Origin of the sequence: Streptomyces tendae (assembly GCF_014650435.1) — a bacterium.
Taxonomy (GTDB): Bacteria; Actinomycetota; Actinomycetes; order Streptomycetales; family Streptomycetaceae; genus Streptomyces; species Streptomyces tendae.
On sequence record NZ_BMUY01000022.1, the window covers coordinates 62,116 to 85,252 of the forward strand.

The 23,137-nt window shown below is 72.3% G+C and carries 21 protein-coding genes; 17 read left to right on the forward strand and 4 right to left on the reverse strand.

All coding sequences use genetic code 11. The features are described 5' to 3' along the window. Nucleotides 1-13 precede the first annotated feature (13 nt). Nucleotides 14-793 carry an alpha/beta fold hydrolase gene (locus tag IE258_RS37760; RefSeq protein ID WP_189750311.1) on the reverse strand — a complete coding sequence of 260 codons (780 nt, stop codon included), beginning with the start codon at nt 791-793 and terminating at the stop codon, nt 14-16. A gap of 37 nt (nt 794-830) precedes the next feature. Next, on the reverse strand, nt 831-1,163 hold the full coding sequence (locus IE258_RS37765) for a DUF427 domain-containing protein (protein ID WP_189750312.1): 333 nt from the start codon (nt 1,161-1,163) through the stop codon (nt 831-833). A gap of 95 nt (nt 1,164-1,258) precedes the next feature. Between IE258_RS37765 and IE258_RS37770 the strand changes: the two genes are divergently transcribed. The 17 genes from IE258_RS37770 (at nt 1,259) to IE258_RS37850 (ending at nt 20,782) form a co-directional block, all read left to right on the forward strand. After that, nucleotides 1,259-1,798, forward strand: a complete 540-nt coding sequence (locus tag IE258_RS37770; protein ID WP_189750313.1) for an LOG family protein — start codon at nt 1,259-1,261, stop codon at nt 1,796-1,798. 27 nt (nt 1,799-1,825) lie between these two features. Continuing rightward, nucleotides 1,826-2,515, forward strand: a complete 690-nt coding sequence (locus IE258_RS37775; RefSeq protein ID WP_189750314.1) for an SDR family oxidoreductase — start codon at nt 1,826-1,828, stop codon at nt 2,513-2,515. 168 nt (nt 2,516-2,683) lie between these two features. Further along, complete coding sequence (locus IE258_RS37780; RefSeq protein ID WP_189750315.1) at nt 2,684-3,679, forward strand: methionine synthase; 996 nt, start codon at nt 2,684-2,686, stop codon at nt 3,677-3,679. A gap of 14 nt (nt 3,680-3,693) precedes the next feature. Continuing rightward, a complete protein-coding gene (gene ligA / locus IE258_RS37785) occupies nt 3,694-5,901 on the forward strand; it encodes an NAD-dependent DNA ligase LigA (RefSeq protein ID WP_189750316.1) in 2,208 nt (735 codons plus the stop codon). Nucleotides 5,902-6,158: 257 nt separating this feature from the next. Continuing rightward, on the forward strand, nt 6,159-8,387 hold the full coding sequence (gene rmdB, locus IE258_RS37790) for a cyclic Di-GMP phosphodiesterase RmdB (protein WP_159329466.1): 2,229 nt from the start codon (nt 6,159-6,161) through the stop codon (nt 8,385-8,387). A gap of 180 nt (nt 8,388-8,567) precedes the next feature. After that, a complete protein-coding gene (locus IE258_RS37795; protein ID WP_189750317.1) occupies nt 8,568-8,939 on the forward strand; it encodes a DUF4267 domain-containing protein in 372 nt (123 codons plus the stop codon). A 37-nt stretch (nt 8,940-8,976) separates the two neighbouring features. Beyond that, nucleotides 8,977-9,471: a cupin domain-containing protein gene (locus tag IE258_RS37800; RefSeq protein ID WP_189750318.1), complete on the forward strand. Its 495-nt coding sequence runs from the start codon at nt 8,977-8,979 to the stop codon at nt 9,469-9,471. Nucleotides 9,472-9,613: 142 nt separating this feature from the next. After that, complete coding sequence (gene gatC, locus IE258_RS37805) at nt 9,614-9,910, forward strand: Asp-tRNA(Asn)/Glu-tRNA(Gln) amidotransferase subunit GatC (protein ID WP_003973500.1); 297 nt, start codon at nt 9,614-9,616, stop codon at nt 9,908-9,910. A gap of 3 nt (nt 9,911-9,913) precedes the next feature. Further along, on the forward strand, nt 9,914-11,407 hold the full coding sequence (gene gatA / locus IE258_RS37810; protein WP_003973499.1) for an Asp-tRNA(Asn)/Glu-tRNA(Gln) amidotransferase subunit GatA: 1,494 nt from the start codon (nt 9,914-9,916) through the stop codon (nt 11,405-11,407). Then, nucleotides 11,404-11,643, forward strand: coding sequence for a hypothetical protein (locus IE258_RS37815; protein ID WP_030188427.1), 240 nt, complete (start codon nt 11,404-11,406; stop codon nt 11,641-11,643). The genes gatA and IE258_RS37815 overlap by 4 nt, the downstream gene beginning before the upstream one ends. Before the next feature lie 15 nt (nt 11,644-11,658). Then, a complete protein-coding gene (gene gatB, locus IE258_RS37820; protein WP_189750319.1) occupies nt 11,659-13,173 on the forward strand; it encodes an Asp-tRNA(Asn)/Glu-tRNA(Gln) amidotransferase subunit GatB in 1,515 nt (504 codons plus the stop codon). A gap of 248 nt (nt 13,174-13,421) precedes the next feature. Beyond that, the gene (locus IE258_RS37825) at nt 13,422-15,668 is read left to right on the forward strand and encodes an MMPL family transporter (protein WP_189750320.1); all 2,247 of its coding nucleotides are present in this window, start codon (nt 13,422-13,424) and stop codon (nt 15,666-15,668) included. Next, entirely contained in the window at nt 15,646-16,230 is a 585-nt protein-coding gene (locus IE258_RS37830; protein WP_189750321.1) for a GNAT family N-acetyltransferase, read from the forward strand. Before IE258_RS37825 ends, IE258_RS37830 begins: the two co-directional genes overlap by 23 nt. A gap of 35 nt (nt 16,231-16,265) precedes the next feature. Beyond that, nucleotides 16,266-16,913: a hypothetical protein gene (locus IE258_RS37835; protein ID WP_189750322.1), complete on the forward strand. Its 648-nt coding sequence runs from the start codon at nt 16,266-16,268 to the stop codon at nt 16,911-16,913. Nucleotides 16,914-17,109: 196 nt separating this feature from the next. After that, nucleotides 17,110-17,295 (forward strand): hypothetical protein, encoded by a 186-nt coding sequence (locus IE258_RS37840; protein WP_164461049.1) that lies wholly within the window; start codon nt 17,110-17,112, stop codon nt 17,293-17,295. A gap of 104 nt (nt 17,296-17,399) precedes the next feature. Next, on the forward strand, nt 17,400-20,534 hold the full coding sequence (locus IE258_RS37845; RefSeq protein WP_189750323.1) for a helix-turn-helix transcriptional regulator: 3,135 nt from the start codon (nt 17,400-17,402) through the stop codon (nt 20,532-20,534). 38 nt (nt 20,535-20,572) lie between these two features. Then, complete coding sequence (locus tag IE258_RS37850) at nt 20,573-20,782, forward strand: DUF6191 domain-containing protein (RefSeq protein WP_189750324.1); 210 nt, start codon at nt 20,573-20,575, stop codon at nt 20,780-20,782. An 8-nt stretch (nt 20,783-20,790) separates the two neighbouring features. Here the strand turns inward: IE258_RS37850 and IE258_RS37855 are convergent, their stop codons facing one another. Beyond that, nucleotides 20,791-21,960 carry a PQQ-dependent sugar dehydrogenase gene (locus IE258_RS37855; protein ID WP_229892684.1) on the reverse strand — a complete coding sequence of 390 codons (1,170 nt, stop codon included), beginning with the start codon at nt 21,958-21,960 and terminating at the stop codon, nt 20,791-20,793. A 116-nt stretch (nt 21,961-22,076) separates the two neighbouring features. After that, entirely contained in the window at nt 22,077-23,075 is a 999-nt protein-coding gene (locus IE258_RS37860) for an aldo/keto reductase (RefSeq protein ID WP_189750325.1), read from the reverse strand. Nucleotides 23,076-23,137 lie beyond the last annotated feature (62 nt).

The window sequence follows — 23,137 nt, forward strand, 5'->3', positions numbered from 1 at the left end:
CGACGGCGCCGGTTCAGCCCGCGAGGAACTCCGCGAGCACCGGCGCCAGTACGCCCGGCTCCACCATGTGGGTCTGCCGGTCCACGGTGCCGTAGGTGCCCTCCGGGGCGGCGTCCGCGATCGCACGGGCGGCCTCGTGCCACCACGCGTCGCTCGCGCCGCCCGCGAGGACCAGCAGCGGCACGGTGATCGCGGCGATCTCGGAGCGCGGCACCCGGCTGTCGCCCAGCACGGCGTCGTCGTACGCCAGACTCGGCGCCACCGACTCCATCCCGGCCCACATGGGGGACTGCCGGGCACCGCGGATCATCTCCTCGCCCAGCCCCGTGTGACGCAGGAACAACTCCACCGCGTCCCCGCGCCGGCCCTGACCCAGTACCTCGGCCAGGTGCCCGGTGTACTCGGCCGCGGCCCGCGCGGCGGCGTCGTCCACGGCGTACGGCACCTCGTACACCGCGACCCGGCGCACCGGCAGACCGCTCGCCGCCGCCCGCAGGACCAACGCGCCGCCCGACGACATGCCGTACAGCGACGCCTCGCCGCCCAGCGCGTCGATCAGCGCCGCCAGGTCCTCGATCTCGCGTTCCACCGCGTAGGGCGCGGTGTCGCCGCTCTCGCCGCGCCCCCGGCGGTCGTACACGGTGACGTCGAAACTGCCCGACAGCTCGGCGGCCAGCGGCGCCATCGTGGCGCCGGTCGACATGGCGCCGCTGACGAGCACGACCGCCGGTCCCCGCCCGGAGCGTTCGTAGGCGATGCGGGTGCCGTCGCGCGAAACAGTCGTCTTCTCCATGCCTGTGCAGACTGCCCTACGGCAGGTGTTTCATCGCTCAGGACACCTCGACTTCGTAGAAACAGAGGTGGTCCTTGATCTCGGCGACCTCCGGCTTCGGATCCGGGTACGCCCAGACCAGGTCCGCCGCGTCCGGCAGCGACCAGTAGGACGCGTCGCCCTTGAAGGGGCAGTGGGTCTGCGTGTCGGACGGGGACAGCAGGTCGAGGCGTACGTCCTGGGGCGGGATGTAGTACCGGTCGGGGCAGCCCGTCTCGTGCAGTACCAACGCCCCGTCGCTCTCCGCCAGCACCTGCCCGTCGTGCACCACGCGCACGTGCCCTTCGCTCGGCTCGACGGTGATGACGTGTCCCTTGAGTCCCTTGGTCACGGTCGTCCTCCTGGTGGCAGTGGTCTGCGTCACGTACTACAGCGTCCCCGAAGGCCGGGTTCTTCCCCTCCGGACCGGGCCGTACGGTGGAGGCCATGAACATCTGCGTCTTCCTCTCCGCCGCCGACCTCGACGAGCGCTACACGCGCCCCGCCGAGGAGTTCGCCGAGCTGCTCGGCAAGGGCGGGCACACCCTCGTCTGGGGCGGCTCCGACGTGGGCCTGATGAAGGTCGTCGCCGACGGCGTGCAGGAGTCCGGTGGACGGCTGCTCGGGGTCTCGGTGGACTTCCTGGCCGCCAAGGCGCGCCGGGGCGCCGACGAGATGGTGATCGCGAAGGACCTGGCCGAGCGCAAGCGGCTGCTGCTGGAGAAGGCCGACGCCGTCGTCATCATGGTGGGCGGCACCGGCACGCTCGACGAGGCCACCGAGATCCTGGAACTGAAGAAGCACGGGCACACCGACAAGCCGGTCGTCCTGCTCAACACCGCGGGCTTCTACGACGGACTCAAGGAGCAGTTCCGCCGCATGGAGGACGAGGGTTTCCTGCCCCGCCCCCTAACCGAGCTGGTGTTCTTCGCCGAGGAGCCGGTCGGCGCGCTCGCCTACCTGGAGGAGAGCCAGGGCATCGAGTAGGACACCGGTGGTGCGAGCATGGCGGGCATGGCTACACATGTGATCACCGGAGCGGGCTCCGGCATCGGCGCGGCCGTCGCCCGCCGCCTGCACGAACGCGGCGACGAGATCGTGCTGCACGCGCGCGACGCGGGCCGCGCCAAGGAACTGGCCGCCGCGCTCCCCGGCGCCAAGACCCTGGTCGGTGACCTCGCCGACCCGGCCAAGCTGTCCTGGGCCTTCTCGCACCAGTCGCTGCCCGACCGGGTGGACTCGCTGCTGCACATCGCCGGGGTCGTCGACCTCGGCCCGGTCGGCGACCTCACCCCGAAGACCTGGACCAACCAGCTCAACGTCAACCTGGTCGCCCCCGCCGAGCTGACCCGCCTCCTCCTGCCCCAGCTCCGCGTCGCCCAGGGTCAGGTGCTGTTCGTCAACTCCGGCTCCGGTCTCAACGCCCACGCCGGATGGGCCGCGTACGGAGCCTCCAAGCACGGCCTGAAGGCCCTGGCCGACGCCCTGCGCCAGGAGGAGCACGCGAACGGCGTCCGCGTCACCTCGGTCTACCCCGGCCGCACCGCCAGCCCCATGCAGGCCAAGGTCCACCAGCAGGAGGGCAAGGAGTACGACCCCGCGAAGTGGATCGACCCCGAGTCCGTCGCCACCACGATCCTGATGGCCCTTGACCTCCCGAGGGACGCGGAGGTCAACGACCTGACGGTGCGCCCGGGGCGGTAAGCCGTTCCCTCGAATCGCCGGTCCGGATCATCCAGCCCGTCCGGCGCTTGAGGACGAGGCCCGTCCAGGGCCGAAAGCGGGGGTCCGGGGGCGGCAGCCCCCAGGGACGGGAAGGGAAGGGGCGGCGGGGGCGAAATCAAGCCCCGCACCCCTGCGTACGCTTGCCCCGTGAACGACACCTTCGCCCCCGCCACCGGCATCGGCAGCCTCCCGGGCCACGACGCCCGCGAGGCCGCCAAGACCGCCACCGGCAGCTTCGAGGACTTCCCCTTCCTCCCCGAGCTGCCCGCCCGCGGCCCCGGCGCCGACATGATCGGCCGCACCGCCGGCATGCTCGTCGAGCTGTACGCGCGCGTGGAGCCCAGCGGCTGGCGACTCGGCGACCGCCCGGGCCGGGACACCAAACGCGCCCGTGCCTGGCTGGGCGAGGACCTCGACGCCCTGGAGGAGTTCACCCAGGGCTACGAGGGTCCGCTCAAGGTCCAGGCCGTCGGCCCGTGGACCCTCGCGGCCGCCCTGGAACTGCGGGGCGGCGAGGCGGTCCTCTCCGACCCCGGCGCCTGCCGCGACCTCGCCGCCTCGCTCGCCGAGGGACTGCGCCTGCACCTGGCGGAGATCCGGCGCCGCGTCCCGGGGGCCCGCCCCGTCCTCCAACTCGACGAGCCGTCCCTCACCGCCGTCCTGCGCGGCCGGATCCGCACCGCCAGCGGCTACCGCACCCACCGCGCCGTCGACCGTCAGGTGGTGGAGGCATCCCTCCGCGAGGTCGCCGGGGTGCACGACGGCGGCCCCGTCGTGGTCCACTCCTGCGCGCCGGACGTGCCGTTCGCCCTGCTGCGCCGGGCGGGCGTCGCGGGCGTCTCCTTCGACTTCTCGCTCCTCACCGAGCGTGACGACGACGCGATCGGCGAGGCCGTCGAGGGCGGCACCCGGCTGTTCGCCGGTGTCGTGCCGGGCACGGACACGGCATTGTCAGACCCTGCCGGTAGCGTTTCGGGTGTCAGAACGCTGTGGCGCAGGCTGGGGCTGCGTCCGGAGCTGCTCGCGGAGGCGGTCACCGTCACTCCGGCGTGCGGACTCGCGGGTGCCTCCCCGGACTACGCCCGGCGCGCGCTCGCCCACTGCGTCCGGGCGGCACAATCTCTCGCGGACAACCCAGAGTAACGGGAGGACATACGGTGGCCGGCGACAAGCAGGGCGACAAGCAGGCGGAGACGACGAGCGTGCCCGCCGAGGCGCGGGAGCAGCACGCGCAGCTCGCCGAGCAGATCGAGGAGCACCGCTTCCGGTACTACGTGAACGACGCACCCGTCGTCAGCGACGCGGAGTTCGACCGGCTGCTGCGCACCCTGGAGGAGCTGGAGGAGCGGCACCCGGAGCTGCGCACCCCCGAGTCCCCGACCCAGAAGGTCGCCGGTTCCTACGAGACCGAGTTCACGGCGGTGCAGCACCCCACGCGGATGCTCTCCCTGGACAACACCTTCAACGACGACGAGCTGGCCGCCTGGTTCGACCGCATCGCCCGGGAGCTGGGCGAGCAGGAGTACCACTTCCTGTGCGAGCTGAAGGTCGACGGACTCGCCGTCAACCTCACCTACGAGCGCGGCCGTCTCGTCCGCGCCGCCACCCGCGGCGACGGCCGCACCGGCGAGGACATCACCCCCAACGTCCGCACCATCGCCGAGATCCCCGACCGCCTGGCCGGCGACAAGGTCCCCGACCTGGTCGAGATCCGCGGCGAGGTCTACTTCCCGATGGAGAAGTTCCAGGAACTCAACGCCCGGTTGAACGAGGCGGGGGACAAGCCCTTCGCCAACGCGCGCAACGCCGCGGCCGGTTCGCTGCGCCAGAAGGACCCCCGCGTCACCGCCTCCCGCCCGCTGCACATGGTCGTCCACGGCATCGGCACCCTGGAGGGCTACAAGGGCATGACCCGGCTCTCCCAGGCGTACGACCTGCTGAAGACCTGGGGCCTGCCCACCTCCCCGCACAACAGGGTGGTCGACGGCCTGGACGGCGTACGGGACTTCATCGCCTACTACGGCGAGAACCGGCACTCCGTCGCGCACGAGATCGACGGAGTCGTCGTCAAGCTCGACGAGATCCGCCTCCAGGGCAGGCTCGGCTCCACCGCCCGCGCGCCCCGCTGGGCCATCGCCTACAAGTACGCGCCCGAGGAGGTCAACACCAAGCTCGTCGACATCAAGGTGGGCGTCGGCCGCACCGGCCGCGTCACGCCGTACGCGCAGGTCGAGCCGGTGACGGTGGCCGGCAGCGAGGTGGAGTTCGCCACGCTGCACAACCAGGAGGTCGTCAAGGCCAAGGGCGTGCTCATCGGCGACACCGTGGTGCTGCGCAAGGCCGGTGACGTGATCCCGGAGATCCTCGGGCCGGTCGCCGACCTCAGGGACGGCAGCGAGCGGGAGTTCGTGATGCCGGCCGAGTGTCCCGAGTGCGGGACGCCGCTGAAGGCGATGAAGGAGGGCGACATCGACCTCCGCTGCCCCAACGCCCGCGCCTGCCCGGCTCAGTTGCGGGAGCGGGTCGCCTACCTCGCCGGCCGGGAGTGCCTGGACATCGAGCACTTCGGCGGCGTCGTCGCGGCCGCGCTCACCGGGCCGCTGGAGCCGTCCGAGCCCCCGCTGGTGGACGAGGGCGACCTGTTCGACCTCACCCTCGAGAAGCTGCTGCCCATCAAGGCGTACGTCCTCGACCCGGACAGCGGGCTGCCCAAGCGCGACCCCGAGACCGGGGAGGAGAAGATCGCCACGGTCTTCGCCAACAAGGCGGGCGAGCCGAAGAAGAACACCCTCGCGCTGCTCCAGCACATCGAAGAGGCCAAGAACAGCCCGCTGGCCCGCTTCATCAACGGTCTCTCCATCCGCTACGTCGGACCGGTCGCCGCCCAGGCCCTCGCCCGCGAGTTCCGCTCCATCGACCGCATCGAGCAGGCCACCGAGGAGGAGCTGGCGAGCACGGACGGGGTGGGCGGCACCATCGCCACCGCCGTCAAGGAGTGGTTCGCCGTGGACTGGCACCGGGAGATCGTCCGCAAGTGGAAGGCGGCCGGAGTTCCGCTCGAGGACCGGTCTACGGGGGAGGACGAGGGGCCGCGCCCGCTCGAAGGACTCACCGTCGTCGTCACCGGCACCCTGGAGAACTTCACCCGGGACGCGGCCAAGGAGGCCCTCCAGAACAGGGGCGCGAAAGTGACCGGATCGGTGTCCAAGAAGACGTCGTTCGTCGTGGTCGGTGACAACCCCGGCTCGAAGTACGACAAGGCGATGCAGCTGAAAGTTCCGGTTCTGGACGAGGACGGTTTCGCCGTGCTGCTCGAACAAGGAGCCGAAGCGGCGGCGGGTGTGGCGCTTTCGGCTGAGGAATAGCGGTTGAAGGCCACCCGATCGGCGCATATCAGATGCATACGGGTGGCCGGGTGGCATTCGGGCAACCGTCGACGACCAGTGCCCCTGGAAGCCTTCCGCGGCCTACTGTTGAGGTGTGCGCCCGCCGTGCCCAGCTGCGGTCGGGGCACCCCCCTGCCCCGAGTGACAGGGGGAGGGGTCTCCAACGCGGAGCCGTTGAAGGTGGTCGAGGCGGGGGCCGCGTGGCGTGGGCACCGCCGGCTGTGAGAGGGACGGGAATGGAACCGACCGAGAGCGCCGCCGCGGGCTCACGGCTGAGCCTGCGTCGCATGGTGGGCGCGTGGCACGTGAGCCGGCGGCTCGGGCAACGCGATGGTGGCGTCCCGCATCCCGTGGCGGGCACCCGCGTGCCGCAGGCCACCGGCCACACCACGGGACACCTCCACGGCCCGGCCGACGCGGACGCCGAACGGCACCTGTCCTGGCCCGCGTTGCCCGCCGCGATCGTGGCGACCGCCGCGTTCGTCCTGGGCGCCGGTTTCTACCGGGCGTTCAGCGACGGCCACGCCCTCTTCCCCTCCGGCACCGTCGGCTGGTCCCTGGCCGTGCTGGCCGGCATCGTCGTCGGCCACCTGGTCATGCTCGGCCGCTCCCGCTGGTGGGGCGGCACCGGCTCGGGCGCCGCCCTCACCCTCGCCGTCCTGCTGCTCTACGGCTGGGTTCCGGCCGGCATGGTCAGCCTCACCGTCGTCGTCCTGGTCGGCATAGCCCGCCGGGGCCGCTGGCGGCAGGGCGTCCTGCACGGCGCGGTGGACATCCTCGGCATCGCCGCGGGTGCCCTGGTCCTCGGCGTCTGCGGCTCCGTACCGTCCGTGGAGCACCCCTGGGACCCGGCCACCTGGGGGGTGTACGCGGCCCCCAAGGTGGCGCTCGTCGCCATCGCCTACCTCGCCGTCACCCGGGCCCTGCTGTGGTACCTCCAGACTCCGCGCCCCGGTCTGCCCACCGTCGCCCGCACCGCCCTGGTCAGACAGGGACTGGTCGCGGTCGCCCTGCTCGGCATCGCCCCGCTGGTCTGCGTCGTCGCCGTCGCCAAGCCGCTGCTGCTGCCGCTGTTCGCCATCCCGCTCATCGCCCTCGACTCCACGCTGTGGATCGCCCGCGCCCGCGCCGAGGAGCAGCTGCGCGACCCGCTCACCGGTCTGCCCAACCGGCAGTGGCTCCTGGAGCGGACCTGGACCGCGCTGGACGACGCCGAGCGCATCGGCGCCCGCGCCGCCCTGATGCTGATCGACCTCGACCGTTTCCGGTCGGTCAACGACACGCTGGGACACCTCGCCGGCGACCGGCTGCTGCTGCAGACCGCCGACCGGCTGCGGCAGGCCCTGCCGCGCGGGGCGGAGGCCGCGCGGCTCGGCGGCGACGAGTTCGCCGTCTTACTGCCCGTCGCCGACTCCACCACGTCGGCGACCCGGATCGCCCGGAGCCTGGTGGGCGCACTCAGTTCCCCGATGGACCTGGACGGGCTCACCCTGGTCCTGGAGGCGAGCGCCGGCGTCGCCGTCTTCCCCGACCACGCGCTGGACGCCGAGGGGCTGCTGCGCCGCGCCGACGTGGCGATGTACCAGGCGAAGCGGGACCGCACCGGCGTCGAGGTCTACGAGTCCAAGCGGGACTCCAACACCCCGGACCGGCTCGGCCTCCTCGGCGACCTGCGCCGGGCCCTGGACGCCCACGAGGTCCAACTGCACTACCAGCCCAAGGTCCGCTTCGACGGCCAGGTCGCGGGCCTGGAGGCGCTGGTGCGCTGGGTGCACCCCGAGCGGGGCAGGGTGCCGCCGGACGAGTTCATAGCCATCGCCGAGTCCTCCGGGCTGATGCCTCACCTCACCGAGTACGTACTGGAGACGGCGCTCGAGCAGGTCGCCCGGTGGCGCGCCCAGGGGCTGTTCGTGCCGGTCGCGGTCAACGTCTCGCCGCGCGACGTCCACACCCCCGGCTTCGCGGGCTCGGTGGCCGCCCGGCTCGCCCGGCACGGAGTTCCCGCGGGAGCGCTCCAACTCGAGATCACGGAGCACGTCCTCCTGGAGGACCCGCAGCGCGCGGCCGACACCCTCAACGCGCTGACCGGACACGGCGTCAAGATGTCCCTGGACGACTTCGGCACCGGCTACTCCTCCCTCGTCCACCTGCGCAGGCTCCCCGTCAGCGAGCTGAAGATCGACCGCTCGTTCGTGGCCCGGCTGGCCATCGACAACGAGGACGCCGAGATCGTGCGCTGCACCGTCGACCTCGCCCACTCGCTCGGCCTGCTCGTCGTCGCCGAGGGCGTGGAGGACGACGAGACCTGGGAGCGCCTGCGCGACCTGGGCTGCGACGCCGTGCAGGGCTGGCTGGTCGCGGCCGCGATGCCCCCGGACGAAACCACCGCCTGGCTGCTCGCCCGCGGCTCCCGAGGCTGGGTGCGAACCGTCGCCGCACTGCCCGCGGCGGCGAGCGACGAGTGACCTGAGACCCGGCCGGCGGCGTGCCCCGCAGGCCGACCGGCAGGTCATCGCAGCCTCTACGCCGATCGCGCTCCCGGGCGCGGATGGCCCGTCACGGCCATGAATCTAGCGACGCTAGCCATCCTGTCGGCGCTCTGCTAACGTCACTCTTGTCCCTAGCGCTGCTAGCAAGGAGAAGTCGTGACCGCCACCGCGTACACCCTGGCCGTCGTGCTCAACCTGTTCTGCCTGTTCCTGGGGTACCGCTTCCTGTTCCAGCCCGGTCCGGCCGCCACCGGCTACGGCGTCCCGGCCGACGCCGGCGGCGACGCCGCCGCGTACCTGACGATCAAGGGCGTCAGGGACGGCACGCTCGGTGTGGTGGGGCTGGCGCTGCTGGCCTTCGCCGGTGCCCGCCCCGAGGCGTGGTTCATGCTCTGCGTCGCCCTCGTCCCGCTCGCCGACACGCTCATAGTGCTGCGCCACGGGGGTACGAAAGCGGTGGCCTTCGGGATCCACTTCGCCACCGCGATCGTTGTCCTGATCAGTGCCGGACTGCTCTTCGCGGTCTGAGTGCGCCCAATCGGTTATCGATTCAGGGGGTTCGAGAATGTCGCTGTTCGTTCCGAAGTTCGACGAGTCCGTGGTCGTCCGCGAGGCCGAGGCCGAGGTCGTCGGCCGCGCGCCCACCACCGTGCGCCTGCTGGCCGACAGCAGCTCCACCGGCGGCGCCCTGTCCACCCAGCGCGTCACCCTCACCGCCGGCGCGGACGGCGCCAAGCCGCACTGGCACGACAACTCCGCCGAGATGTTCTTCCTCCTCGACGGCGCCGCCGACGTCCTCTCCGGCGACGAGGTCGTCACCGCGGGCCCCGGCGACCTGATCGTCGTCCCGCCCGGCAAGCCGCACGCCTTCGCCGCCGTGCCGGGCGCCGACGCCGACCTCCTCATCGTCCTCACGCCCGGCGTCGAACGCTTCGAGTACTTCCGCCACCTCCGGCGCATCGCCCTCGGCGAGGCCACCCGGGAGAGCCTGCTGGAGGTCCAGGAGCTGTACGACAACCACTTCCTGAGCAGTGCGGCCTGGGACGCGCGGCGCGGGTGAGCCGGCCCGGGGGAAACCGTTTAACGGCCACGGGGCCCGGCCCCATAGGATTGGGCCAAACCGATTGGGCCGAATCGACGGGGACAAGCGACTTGTCCCGGCCGAGCTGCCCCGACCACACACTCACCCAGAGGAACGCTGCATGCCTGGCATCACGCGCGAGGAGGTCGCCCACCTCGCCCGGCTGGCGCGTCTGGAGCTGAAGCCCGAAGAGCTCGAGCACTTCGCGGGACAGCTGGACGACATCATCGGCGCGGTCGCCCGCGTCAGCGAGGTCGCCGACCAAGACGTACCGCCGACCTCGCACCCGCTCCCGCTGACGAACGTCATGCGGCCGGACGAGGTCCGTCCGTCGCTCACGCCCGAGCAGGCGCTGTCCGGCGCCCCGGCCCAGGAGCAGCAGCGTTTCAAGGTGCCGCAGATCCTGGGGGAGGAGTAAGCCATGAGCGACATCATCAAGCTCACCGCGGCCGAGATCGCCGCGAAGATCGCCTCCGGCGAGCTGACCGCCGTCCAGGTCACCGAGGCCCACCTGGCCCGCATCGAGGCCGTCGACGAGAAGGTGCACGCCTTCCTGCACGTGGACCGCGAGGGCGCGCTGGCCCAGGCCCGCGCCGTCGACGAGAAGCGCGAGCGCGGCGAGAAGCTCGGCCCGCTGGCCGGCGTCCCCCTCGCGCTCAAGGACATCTTCACCACCGAGGGCATCCCCACCACCGTCGGCTCGAAGATCCTCGAGGGCTGGATCCCGCCGTACGACGCGACCGTCACCAAGCGCCTCAAGGCCGCCGACGTCGTCATCCTCGGCAAGACCAACATGGACGAGTTCGCCATGGGGTCCTCCACCGAGAACAGCGCCTACGGCCCGACCGGCAACCCCTGGGACCTCACCAAGATCCCCGGCGGCTCCGGCGGCGGCTCCTCCGCGGCCCTCGCCGCCTTCCAGGCGCCGCTCGCCATCGGTACCGACACCGGCGGTTCCATCCGCCAGCCCGCGTCCGTCACCGGCACGGTCGGCGTCAAGCCGACGTACGGCGGCGTCTCCCGCTACGGCATGGTGGCCTTCTCCTCCTCCCTCGACCAGGGCGGCCCCTGTGCCCGCACGGTCCTGGACGCGGCCCTGCTGCACGAGGTGATCGCCGGGCACGACCCGATGGACTCCACCTCCATCGACGCCCCCGTCCCCGCGGTCGTCGAGGCCGCCCGCAACGGCAGCGTCGACGGCATGCGCGTCGGCGTCGTCAAGCAGTTCCGCGGCGAGGGCTACCAGGCCGGTGTCGTCCAGCGCTTCGACGAGTCCGTCGAGCTGCTGAAGTCGCTGGGCGCCGAGATCGTCGAGCTGGACTGCCCGTCCTTCGACCTCGCGCTCTCCGCGTACTACCTGATCGCCCCGTCCGAGTGCTCCTCCAACCTCGCCCGCTTCGACGGCCTGCGCTACGGCGCGCGCGTCGGCGACGACGGCACGCACTCCGCCGAGGAGGTCACCTCCCTGACCCGCGAGGCCGGCTTCGGCCCCGAGGTCAAGCGCCGCATCATGCTTGGCACGTACGCCCTGTCGAGCGGGTACTACGACGCGTACTACGGCAGCGCCCAGAAGGTCCGCACCCTCATCAAGCAGGAGTTCGAGCGGGCCTTCGAGCAGGTCGACGTGATCGTCTCCCCGACGACCCCGACCACCGCCTTCGCGATCGGCGAGCGCGCCGACGACCCGATGGCGATGTACCTGGCCGACCTGTGCACCATCCCCACCAACCTCGCGGGCAACGCGGCCATGTCGCTGCCCTGCGGCCTCGCGCCCGAGGACAACCTGCCGGTGGGTCTGCAGATCATCGCCCCCGCCATGAAGGACGACCGGCTCTACAAGGTCGGCGCCGCCGTCGAGGCCGCCTTCGTGGAAAAGTGGGGCCACCCGCTGATCGAGGAGGCACCGTCGCTGTGAGCGCACTGTCCAAGGCCAAGGGCTTCAAGAAGTCCAAGTCCGGTCTGTACGTCTCGATGGCCACCTCGGCGTTCGGCGCCGTGGGGGTCTACAAGCAGATCAAGAAGGCGCGTGGCGAGAGTGACACGCTGCGGCTGCTCGACGCCGTCGTCACCGGCGCCGCGGTCGTCACCAACCTCGCCATCCTCTACCGCGAGCTGAAGCGCCTCGGCGACGACGACGTCCTGCTGGGCTGAGAGGGAAGTTTCACCGTGACCACCACGACCGACCTGGTGTCGTACGAGGACGCACTCGCGTCGTACGACCCCGTCATGGGCCTCGAGGTCCATGTCGAACTCGGCACCAAGACCAAGATGTTCTGCGGCTGTTCGACCGCGCTCGGTGCCGACCCCAACACCCAGACCTGCCCCGTCTGCCTCGGCATGCCCGGCGCGCTCCCGGCCGTCAACGCGACCGGCGTCGAGTCGGCGATCAGGATCGGCCTCGCGCTGAACTGCGAGATCGCCGAGTGGTGCCGCTTCGCCCGGAAGAACTACTTCTATCCGGACATGCCGAAGAACTTCCAGACCTCCCAGTACGACGAGCCCATCGCCTTCGACGGCTACCTCGACGTGCAACTGGAGGACGGGGAGACCTTCCGCGTCCAGATCGAGCGCGCCCACATGGAGGAGGACACCGGCAAGTCGCTGCACGTCGGTGGCGCGACGGGCCGTATCCACGGCGCCTCGCACTCCCTGCTCGACTACAACCGGGCCGGCATCCCGCTCATCGAGATCGTCACCAAGCCGATCGAGGGAGCGGGCGAGCGGGCCCCCGAGGTCGCCCGGGCGTACGTCCGTGAGCTGCGCGAACTCATCCGTGCCCTCGGTGTGTCCGAGGCCCGCATGGAGATGGGCCAGATGCGCTGCGACGTCAACCTGTCGCTGCGCCCGCACGGCCGGGAGAAGTTCGGCACCCGCAGCGAGACCAAGAACGTCAACTCGCTGCGCTCCGTCGAGCGCGCCGCCCGCTTCGAGATCCAGCGGCACGCCGCGGTGCTCAGCGGCGGCGGCACGATCATCCAGGAGACCCGCCACTTCCACGAGGACACGGGGTCCACCACCTCGGGCCGCGTGAAGGAGGAGGCCGAGGACTACCGGTACTTCCCGGAGCCCGACCTGGTGCCCGTCGCTCCCTCCCGCGAGTGGGTCGAGGAGATCCGTTCCGGGCTGCCCGAGCTGCCGCTGGTGCGCCGCAACCGGCTCCGCGAGGAGTGGGGCATCTCCGGCAACGACATGCAGTCCATCCTCAACGCCGGAGCCCTGGACCCGATCGTCGCCACCATCGACGCCGGTGCCGACGCGGCCTCCGCCCGCAAGTGGTGGATGGGCGAGCTGGCCCGCAGTGCCAACGAGTCGGGCAAGGCGCTCGACGAGCTGGCGATCACGCCGGTCCAGGTGGCCCGCGTCGCCGAGCTGGTGACCAAGGGCGAGCTGAACGACAAGCTGGCCCGCCAGGTCATCCTCGGCGTCCTCGCCGGTGAGGGCACGCCGGACGAGGTCGTCGACAAGCGCGGCCTGAAGGTCGTCTCCGACGAGGGCGCGCTGACCGCCGCCGTCGACGAGGCCATCGCCGGCAACCCGGGCGTCGCGGACAAGATCCGCGGCGGCAAGGTGGCCGCGGCCGGCGCCCTGGTCGGCGCGGTCATGAAGGCCACCCGCGGCCAGGCGGACGCGGCCCGCGTCAAGGAGCTGATCCTGGAGAAGCTGGGCGTCACCGAAGGCTGACACCCGGTCCACCCGGCCCACAACGAGCCCTGGGGGAACGCGCCGAGCACGGCGAGTTCCCCCAGGGCCGTTGTTGTGAAGAACGACACTAAGTCCGCAAAGGATCTCTTCTGCCTGCAAGAGTGATTCCGCATTGCTCATGCGTTCTTTGCGGGCCGTTCACACCATGGACGACCATTCCCGGCGTTCCCGGCTTCACGGGTGTTCCCGGTCAAAGATCCACAATCAGACACCCTGGGAGCACGTTCGTGGCAGCCCTCGCACGCTGGTGTGTTCAACGTCGCCTCGTAGCCGTCCTGCTCTGGCTGCTCGCCTTCGGTGGCGTGGCCGCGGGCGCCATGGTCGCCGGCTCCGCGTACTCCAACGACTACGGGATCCCCGGCACCGGCTCCGACCGCGCCTCCCGGCTGCTCGAATCCCGCTTCCCCGACCTCGGCGGCGACAGCGACACCATCGTCTGGCACACCACGACCGGCACCGTCCGCGCCGCCGACGTCGAGCAGACCATGACCCGCACCCTGGACCGCGTCGCGGACCTGCCGGGAGTGGCCGCGGTGAGCAATCCGTACGACGACCCGGACTCGCCGCTGATCAGCGAGAACGCCGACACCGCGTACGCCACCGTCACCTTCGCGGCCGCCTCCCAGGACATCGACCCGGGCCAGGCGCGGGCCGTGGTCGACACCGCCGAGGCGGCCGAGACCGACGGCCTCCGCATCGAACTGGGCGGCAGCGCCATAGGGCTCACCGAGTCCGGCGGCAGCCACCTCGCCGAGGCCGTCGGGGTGGCCGTGGCCGCGGTCGTCCTGTTCCTCGCCTTCGGCTCCGTCGCCGCGGCGCTGCTGCCCATCGCCACCGCGCTGGTCTCCGTCGGCACCGCCTACGCCGGCATCACGCTCCTCGGCCACGCCATGACCGTGGCCGACTTCGCGCCCATGCTCGGCACCCTCATCGGACTCGGCGTGGGCATCGACTACGCCCTGTTCATCGTCACCAGACACCGGCGCGGACTGAAACGGGGCCTGTCGGTCGCGGAGGCCGCCGCCGACGCCGTGGCGACCACCGGACGCGCCGTCGTGTTCGCGGGTGCCACCGTCTGCATCGCCCTGCTGGGCATGCTGATCCTCCGGCTGAGCTTCCTCAACGGTGTCGCCGTCGCCGCCTCGCTGACCGTGATCCTCACCGTCGCGGCCTCCGTGACGCTGCTGCCGGCCCTCCTGTCGTACATCGGACCGCGCGCCCTGAGCGGCCGGGAGCGGCGCCGGCTCGCCGAGCACGGTCCCGAACCCGAGGTGACGACCGGGTTCGCCGCCCGCTGGTCGGCCTTCGTCGAGCGCCGGCCCAAGCTGCTCGGCGCCCTCGCCCTCGTCGTGATCACCGTCCTCGCCCTGCCCACCCTCGGTCTGCGCCTCGGCACCTCCGACCAGGGCAACGACCCCAAGGGCACCACCACCCGCCAGGCATACGACCTGCTCGCCGACGGCTTCGGCCCCGGCGTCAACGGCCCGCTCACCCTGGTCACCGAGGTCCGCGGCGCCGAGGACCGCCTCGCCCTGGACAACCTGGACGCCACCCTGCGCACCACCGAGGGCGTCTCCTCGGTGACGCCGGTGATGTACAACTCCGGCGGCGACGCCGCGTACCTCACCGTCGTACCGGAGTCGGCGCCGCAGTCCGAGCAGACCAGCGACCTGGTCGAGCGGCTGCGCTCGGAGGTGCTGCCGCGGGCCGAGGCCGGTACCGCGCTCGACGTGCACGTCGGCGGCGTGACGGCGGGTTACGACGACTTCGCCGACGTCATCGTCGGCAAGCTGCCCCTCTTCGTCGGCGTCGTCATCGGGCTCGGCTGCCTGCTGCTCCTGCTGGCCTTCCGCTCCGTCGGCATCCCCCTCAAGGCCGCCGCCATGAACGTCGCCGCCGTGGCCGCCGCCTTCGGCGTGGTCGTGGCGATCTTCCAGTGGGGCTGGGGAAGCGAACTGCTCGGCCTCGGCAGCGCCGGACCGATCGAACCCTTCCTGCCCGTGATCATGGTCTCGGTGCTCTTCGGGCTCTCCATGGACTACCAGGTCTTCCTGGTCAGCCGGATGTACGAGGAGTGGCTGGAGACCGGCGACAACCGCCGCGCCGTCCGGGTCGGACTGGCCGAGACCGGCCGCGTGATCAACTCCGCCGCCGTCATCATGATCTCGGTCTTCCTCGCCTTCGTCCTCAGCGGCGACAGAGTGATCGCCATGTTCGGCATCGCGCTCGCCGCCGCCGTCGCCCTGGACGCCTTCGTGCTGCGCACCCTCCTGGTGCCCGCCCTGATGCACCTGCTCGGCCGCGCCAACTGGTGGCTGCCGCGCCGCCTGGACGCCCTCCTGCCGCGCATCAGCATCGAGCCGCCCGAGTGCCGGGCCGCGCATGAGAGGCTGGCCGCGGCGACGGACGCCGAGGTGGCGGACGTCCTTGCGGAGGAGGAACGGCAGCGGGATGTACGCGATACCACTGGGTGACGACGGAGCCGAACTGCGACCCCTGGAGACCTGGCACGCCGAGGAGTTCCTGGCCCACCTGGACCGCGGCCGGGACTTCATCACCGAGCACATCCCCTTCGGGGTGAAGGCCACCGACGTCGACTCGGCGCGCGAGGTGCTCCAGAGCTACGCCGACCGGCACGCCGCCGACAGCGGCTTCCTGCACGGTCTGTGGCTGGACGGCAAGCTGGTCGGCGGCCTGCTCTACCGCGTCTTCGACGCCGCAACCGGCGTCTGCGAGATCGGCTGCTGGCTGGAGCCCGCCGCGACGGGCCGCGGCCTGGTCACCCGCGGTGCCCGCGTACTGATCGACTGGGCCTTCGACGAGCGCGGCATGCACCGCGTGGAGTGGCACGCCTCCTCGGCGAACACCCCGAGTGTCAACGCCGCTCGGCGACTCGGCATGATGCGTGAGGGCGTGTTGCGCGAGAGCTTCCCCTATCGGGGCACGCGCCAGGACATGGAGGTGTGGGCGGTGCTCGCACCCGAGTGGCGTGCGGCACGTGAGGCACGCGCGTGTGCCGCTCACAAGGATCATTAAGGGACCTCTCAGACAGCGTCCGTACGGTGCGAGGCATGGGAACGAAGACAGTGGACGAGACCGGCGTGAAGACCGACGAGCGCAAGACGGACGAGGCGACCGAGGCCGCCGCGTCCACCGAGGCCGCGGAAGCCACTGAGGCGTCCGAGGCCGCCGAGAAGGCCGGGACCGACACGCCCGACGACACCGGCACGCCCGACGACACCGACACGCCCGACGACACCGACACCCCGGAGGACGCCGACGTCACCGGCAAGACCGACGGCACCGACGGCACCGAGGCCGGTCCCACCGGCGTCGGCCAGGGCGCGGGCGCCGTCGTCTCCGCCGGTCTCGGCATCGTCTCCCTGACCGGCAGCTGGGTCGGCACCGTGGCCTCCGCGCGCGAGTCGCTGATGGGCCAGCTGCAGACCTCCTCCTCGTCGGACGTCGGCACGCTGATCGAGAAGGGCTACGGCAACGCCTGGCAGGCCACCGCGATGTGGGGCGGCATCTTCGCCCTGGTCGCGCTGATCGTCGGCGTCGTCGTGCTGGCCCGCCCCGCGTTCGGCGCGCCCGGCCGCCCGCAGGCCCCGTGGATCAAGTCGGTCGCCTGGGCGGGCGTCGCCCTCGGCGTCATCGGCCTGCTCCTGGCCGTCCTGAAGTACACGGACGTCCTGCTGGGGCTGCCCGCCACCGGCTGACCAGGCACTTCTTAGGGGTCTTAGGACAAGCGCCCGCCCGTGGCGCGCGCCCTAAGGCCCCTTACGCACGTCTGAGGCCCCACGCGGCGCCGAAGATGCGGAACTTACCCGATGTGGCCCACCCCCCCTGGGAGACGAAGGTTGAGGCATCGCAACCGAGCGAAGCCGAAACCGAAGCCGAACCGAGGGGCACACCATGTACGAGTACGAGATCCAGCAGTACCGCTCCGCCGAACTGATCCGCCGCGCCGACGAGGCCCGGCTGGCCCGCGAGGCCGTCCGGGCCCGGCGCGCCGCCCGCCGCCAAGCCCGGCACGGCGGTGCCGAGGCGGAGAGCCATACGCCGCGGCAGCGCCGGCCCCGGTTCGCCCGGGCCGCGTGAACGGGGGAGCCGGGGAGGGAGGCCGCACGGCCTCCCTCCCCGCCGTCGTCCCCACCCCGGTCCGCCTGCCGAAAACCGGTGACCCGTTGTCGTACCCGCGTGCGATGCTCGGGTCCGTGGAGACCAGGTCCGTCAGTCCCGTGTTCGTCGGCCGCACCGGCGAACTGGACACGTTGAACGAGGCGCTCGCCCGCGCCGAGGGCGGCGACGCCTCCCGCGCGTCCGCCACCGGGGGAGAACCGCAGGCGCTGCTGCTCGGCGGCGAGGCCGGCGTCGGCAAGACCCGCCTCGTCGAGGAGTTCGCCGCCGCGGCGGACCGGCGGGGTGCCGTCGTCGCACTGGGCGGCTGTGTGGAGATCGGCGCCGACGGGCTGCCCTTCGCACCCTTCTCCACCGCCCTGCGTGCCCTGCGCCGCCACCTGCCCGAGGAACTGGCCTCCGCGGCCGCCGGACAGGAGGAGGAGCTGGCCCGGCTGCTGCCCGAACTGGGCGAGGGCAGCCCGGTCACCGGCGGCGGCCGGCACGACGAGGAGAGCATGGCCCGGCTCTTCGAACTCACCGCCCGCCTGCTGGAGCGGGTCGCCGCCCGGCACACCGTCGTCCTCGTCCTGGAGGACCTGCACTGGGCCGACGCCTCCACCCGGCACCTGATCGCCTACCTCTTCCGCACCCTGCGCACCGGCCGCCTCGTCGTCCTCGCCACCTACCGCTCCGACGACATCCACCGCCGCCACCCGCTGCGCCCCCTGCTCGCCGAACTCGACCGGCTGCGCACCGTCCGCCGCCTCGAACTCGGCCGCTTCACCCGCGACGAGGTGGGCCGCCAGATCGCCGGGATCCTCGCCCACGAGCCCGACCCGCTCCAGGTCGACGAGATCTTCGAACGCTCCGACGGCAACGCCTTCTTCGTCGAGGAACTCGCCGTCGCCGCACGCGTCGGCAGCTGCACCGGCCTCACCGACTCCCTGCGCGACCTGCTCCTGGTCCGCGTCGAAGCCCTGCCCGAGAGCGCCCAGCGGGTCGCCCGGATCGTCGCCGAGGGCGGATCCACCGTCGAGTACCGGCTGCTCGCCGCCGTCGCACAGCTCGCCGAGGACGACCTCATCGAGGCGCTGCGCTCCGCGGTGAACGCCAACATCCTGCTCCCCGCGCCCGACGGCGACGGCTACCGCTTCCGGCACTCCCTGGTCCGCGAGGCCGTCGGCGACGACCTGCTCCCCGGCGAACGCTCCCGCCTCAACCGGCGCTACGCCGAAGCCCTGGACGCCGACCCCACGCTGGTGCCCGCCGCCGAGCGCGTGATGCGGCTGGCCAGCTACTGGTACCACGCCCACGCCCCCGCCAAGGCCCTGCCCGCCGTCCTGGACGCCTCCGTCGAGGCCCGCCGCCGGCACGCCTACTCCGAGCAGTTGCGGCTGCTGGAGCGCGCGATGGAGCTGTGGGACTCCGTCCCCGACGACGTACGCGCCATCCTGCGCCCCGTGGACTACACCGAGGTCTACCCTCCCTGCGGCTGCGACCCGGCCACCACGCCCCTGCGCTACCTGGACCTGATGGCCGAGGCGGCCGTCGCCGGGCGGCTGTGCGGGGAGCGCGAGCGCGCGATGAAGATCACCAAGCGGGCGCTGCGGCTGCTCGACGAGCAGGACGCGGGCGCCGGCGCGGGCACGGGCGGGAGCGGCCGGGACCCGCAGCGCGCCGCCTGGTTCTGGACCCAGCGCTCGCTCCTTGTCCAGGCCCAGGGCCGCGGCGACGGCTGGCGGGAGCTGGGCATCGCCCAGGAACTGGTCCGCGGTCTGCCGCCCTCCCAGGTGCACGCCGAGGTGCTGGCCATGTCGGCCAACTGGTCGATGCTCCACTCGCCCGGCCCCGACGCGATGACGGCCGCCGAACGGGCCGTCGAGTACGCGCGCATGGTGGGCGCCGACGAGATCGAGCTGAACGCCCGGCTCACCCTCGGCGGCCTCATGGTGGACGCCGGGCAGATCGACGCGGGACTCACCGAGATGTTCCAGGTCAGAGATCTGGTGGTGGCCAAGGACCGGTCCGCCGTGGTGGCCCGCAGCCACGTCAACCTGCCCTCGTCCCTGGAGAGCGTCGGCCGCTCGCACGACGCGCTCGGCATCCTGCGCGAGGGCATCGGCCTCACCCGGCGGATGGGCCTGCTGGAGTCCGAGGCATGGGTCTGGGGCAACCTCGCCGAGTCACTCATCTCCCTGGGCCGCTGGGACGAGGCCCTGGAGGCCGCGGACCGGGCCGGGGCACCGGGCCGCGGCCCCGCGCCACGCGGCGGCGCCGCACTCAAGCGCGCCGCCGTGGCCCTCGCCCGCGGCGAGCGGGAGGATGCCGCACGGCTGCTCGCCGAGGCCCGCACCGCCTACGGCACCCACGACCCCATGCCGCAGCACCGCCTGCCGCTGGCGGCCCTCACCCTCGGCGTCGCCGCGGCCGAGGGCCGCCTCCACGACGCCCGCGCCGAACTCGTCCGCGTCCTGGACACGGGCTTCCCACCCGGCACCCAGCGCTACGGCTGGCCCCTGCTGCTGTCCGCCGCAGCGGCCGAGGCCGACGCGCGCGCCCTGCCGGCCGCCGAAGAGGGCCGCGCCGACATCCTCGACCGCCTTACCGAGGCCGCGAAGCACCTGACGACGGGCGCCCCGGTCTGGGTCGCGCACGAGCGCTGGGTCCGCGCCGAACTCCACCGGGCCCGGGGCCGCGACACCCCGCGGCTGTGGTCGGAGGCGGTCACCGCCTTCGAACGCCTGGAGCGGCCCTACGACCTTGCCCGCGTCCGGCACCGGCTGGCCGGCGCCCTCCTCGCGACCGGCGGCGAGGACGAGCGTGCCCGCGCCACGGAACTGCTCCGCCTGGCCCGCACCGTCGCCGACCACCTCGGCGCGCGCCCGCTGTCCGACGCCGTGGCCGTGCTCGGCCGCCGCGCCCGCCTCACCCTCGGCCGCGCCGCCGAACCGGCCCCCGCGTCCGTGACCCCGCCCGCCGACCCCGCCGAGGCCCTCGGCCTCACCGGCCGGGAGCGGGACGTCCTTCGGCTGGTCTCCGACGGCCGCACCAACCGGCAGATAGCCGAGGAGCTCTTCATCTCGCCCAAGACGGCCAGCGTCCACGTCTCCAACATCCTGGCCAAGCTCGGCGTCTCCGGCCGCGGCGAGGCGGCGGCGGTGGCCCACCGGCTGGCCCTCTTCCCCGCCGAACGGCTCAGGTCCGGTTCGACGGAGTGAGGCTTACGCTGTAAGGGACGCCGACCGACGGAGGCCCGATGTTCAACGCATTCGAGGAACTGTTCTCGCCCGGCCGCAAACACACCAACGACGAGCAGAACCGCCTCGAACTGACCCGCGAGGACGTGGGGGACGGCGATCCCAGTCACGGCCCCATAGACCTCACCTCGGGCAAGGTCGTCGTCCACCGGCCGCGCGCCGACGAAGAGGCGGAGGACCCGGGGACCCCGTCCCCGGACGACGAGTAGCCGGCCGCCTACTTCACCTCCAGCTCCAGGATCCGGTCGTCGTCGCCCTTCGCGTCGCCGCGGCCGTCCGTGTTGCTGGTGACCAGCCACAGCCTGTCGCCGCCCGCCGGGGCCACCGTGCGCAGCCGGCCGTACTCGCCCTCCAGGAAGGACTGCGGGTCGGCCGCGGCCTCCGTCCCCTTCAGCGGGATCCGCCACAGCCGCTCACCGCGCAGCCCCGCCATCCACACGGAGCCCTCGGCGTAGGCGATGCCGCTGGGCGATGCCTCGTCGGTGCTCCACTGGGCGACCGGGTCCTGGAACCCGGAGCCGCCGCCCTTGCCCTCCGCCTCGGGCCAGCCGTAGTTGGCACCCGGCTTGATCGCGTTCAGCTCGTCCCAGGTGTCCTGGCCGAACTCCGAGGCGAACAGCCGCTGCTTGTCGTCCCAGGCCAGCCCCTGCACGTTCCGGTGGCCCAACGAGTACACGGGGGAGTCGGGGAAGGGGTTGCCGGGCGCCGGTTCGCCGTCCGGGGTCATGCGCAGGATCTTGCCGCCGAGGGACTTCTCGTCCTGCGACAGACCGGTGTCACCGCTCTCGCCCGTGCCCGCGTAGAGCATCTTGTCCGGACCGAAGGCGATCCGCCCGCCGTTGTGGATCACACCCTTGGGGATGCCCCGGAAGACCGTGTCCGGCGCGCCCAGCTGCTCGCCCGACGGCTTCCTCTCGTCGTACAGCATGCGCACGATGCGGTTGTCGGAGGCCGAGGTGAAGTACGCGTAGACCATGTGGTCCGAGGCGTAGTCGGGGGAGAGCGCGATGCCGAGCAGGCCGCCCTCGCCGGACGGGGACACCCCGGGCACCTCGCCCAGCTCGGTCTTCTTGCCCGTCTTGTCGTCGATCCGGGTGATCGTGGCCTCGTCGCGGGAGGAGACCAGCAGGTCGCCGCCCGGGAGCGGGGCCAGGCCCCACGGGCTGTTCAGCCCCGTGGCGACCGTGCGGAGCACCTTGACCGAGCCCTTCGCGGGTGGTGCCTGCTCGGTGGGCGACCCGGCGGGCGAGGACTGCGCCGCCGTACTGGTCGGGGTGGCGCCGCGGTCCGTTCCGGACGGATCCGCGCCGTCGGAGGAGTCGGAGGAGCAGCCGGCCGTCAGCAGGAGAGCGGCGGCCAGCACGGCCGGCACGGCTCGACGTTGCACGATCTTGGTCCCTTCGACGCTGGCGGGTTCTCCCTGTCATACACCGCAGGGGCTCCCCAAGTTCCCGATCGCAGAATCCCGAACCGGGCGGCGGCCGCCACCGGGCGCCGTACGCCTCACTCCCACGACCCCTGCGCCGGCGGCAGCACCCGCAACTCCGCCAAATCCCGCTCCGCCAGCCGCAGCCCTGCCGCCCCCGCGTTCTGCGTCACCCAGCGCTCCTGCTTGGTGCCCGGCACCGGCACCACGTGCCGCCCCTGCGCCAGCACCCAGGCCAGCGCCACCTGCGCCGCGGTGACCCCGTCGCCGTGCCGGGCCGCGATCCGGCGCAGCGCCGCCACGATCGGCTGGTTGGCCGCCATCATCTCGGCGGTGAAGCGGGGGTGCCGGGCCCGCAGGTCCTCCGGTTCGAAACCCTGGCCCGGCGTCAGCGTGCCGGTCAGGTAGCCGTTGCCCAGCGGCATCGCGGCCAGGAAGCCGACGCCGCGCGAGACGCACCACGGCAGCAGGGTGCGCAGCGCCTCCGGCGACCACACCGACAGCTCGGCCTCGACCGCGCTCACCGGGAAGACCTGCTGCACCCGCTCCAGTTGGCGGATCGTGGCGTCGTGCAGCCGCGCCCCGGGCCGCCGGGCCGACCGCGCCCCGACCGCGCACAGGCCGAGCGCCCGCACCTTTCCGGCCCGCACCAGCTCCGCCATCGCGCCCCAGGTCTCCTCGACCGGTATCTCGGGGTCGGCGCGGTGCAGTTGGTAGAGGTCGATGACGTCCGTCTGCAGCCGGCGAAGGGACGCGTCGCAGGCACGCCGCACATAGCCGGGGCGGCCGTTGGCCACGATGTGCTGCTCACCCACCAGCAGGCCGACCTTGGTCGACACGAAGGCATCGGACCGCCGCTCCTTCAACACTCGGCCCAGCAGCAGCTCGTTGGTGAACGGACCGTACATGTCCGCCGTGTCCAGCAGGCAGGACCCGAGGTCGAGGGCCCGGTGCACCGCCCTGAGCGACTCGTCGCCCCGCTGCCGCGAGGCGGTGTACGCCCAGCTCATCGGCATGCACCCCAGTCCGACGGCCCCCACCGCGAGTGCCGTCGCGCCGATCGTCCTGCGCTCCACCGGTCGTGACCCTCCCTTGTCGGACCACCCAACCTAACCTTTGCCTCTCCGACCCCTGACAT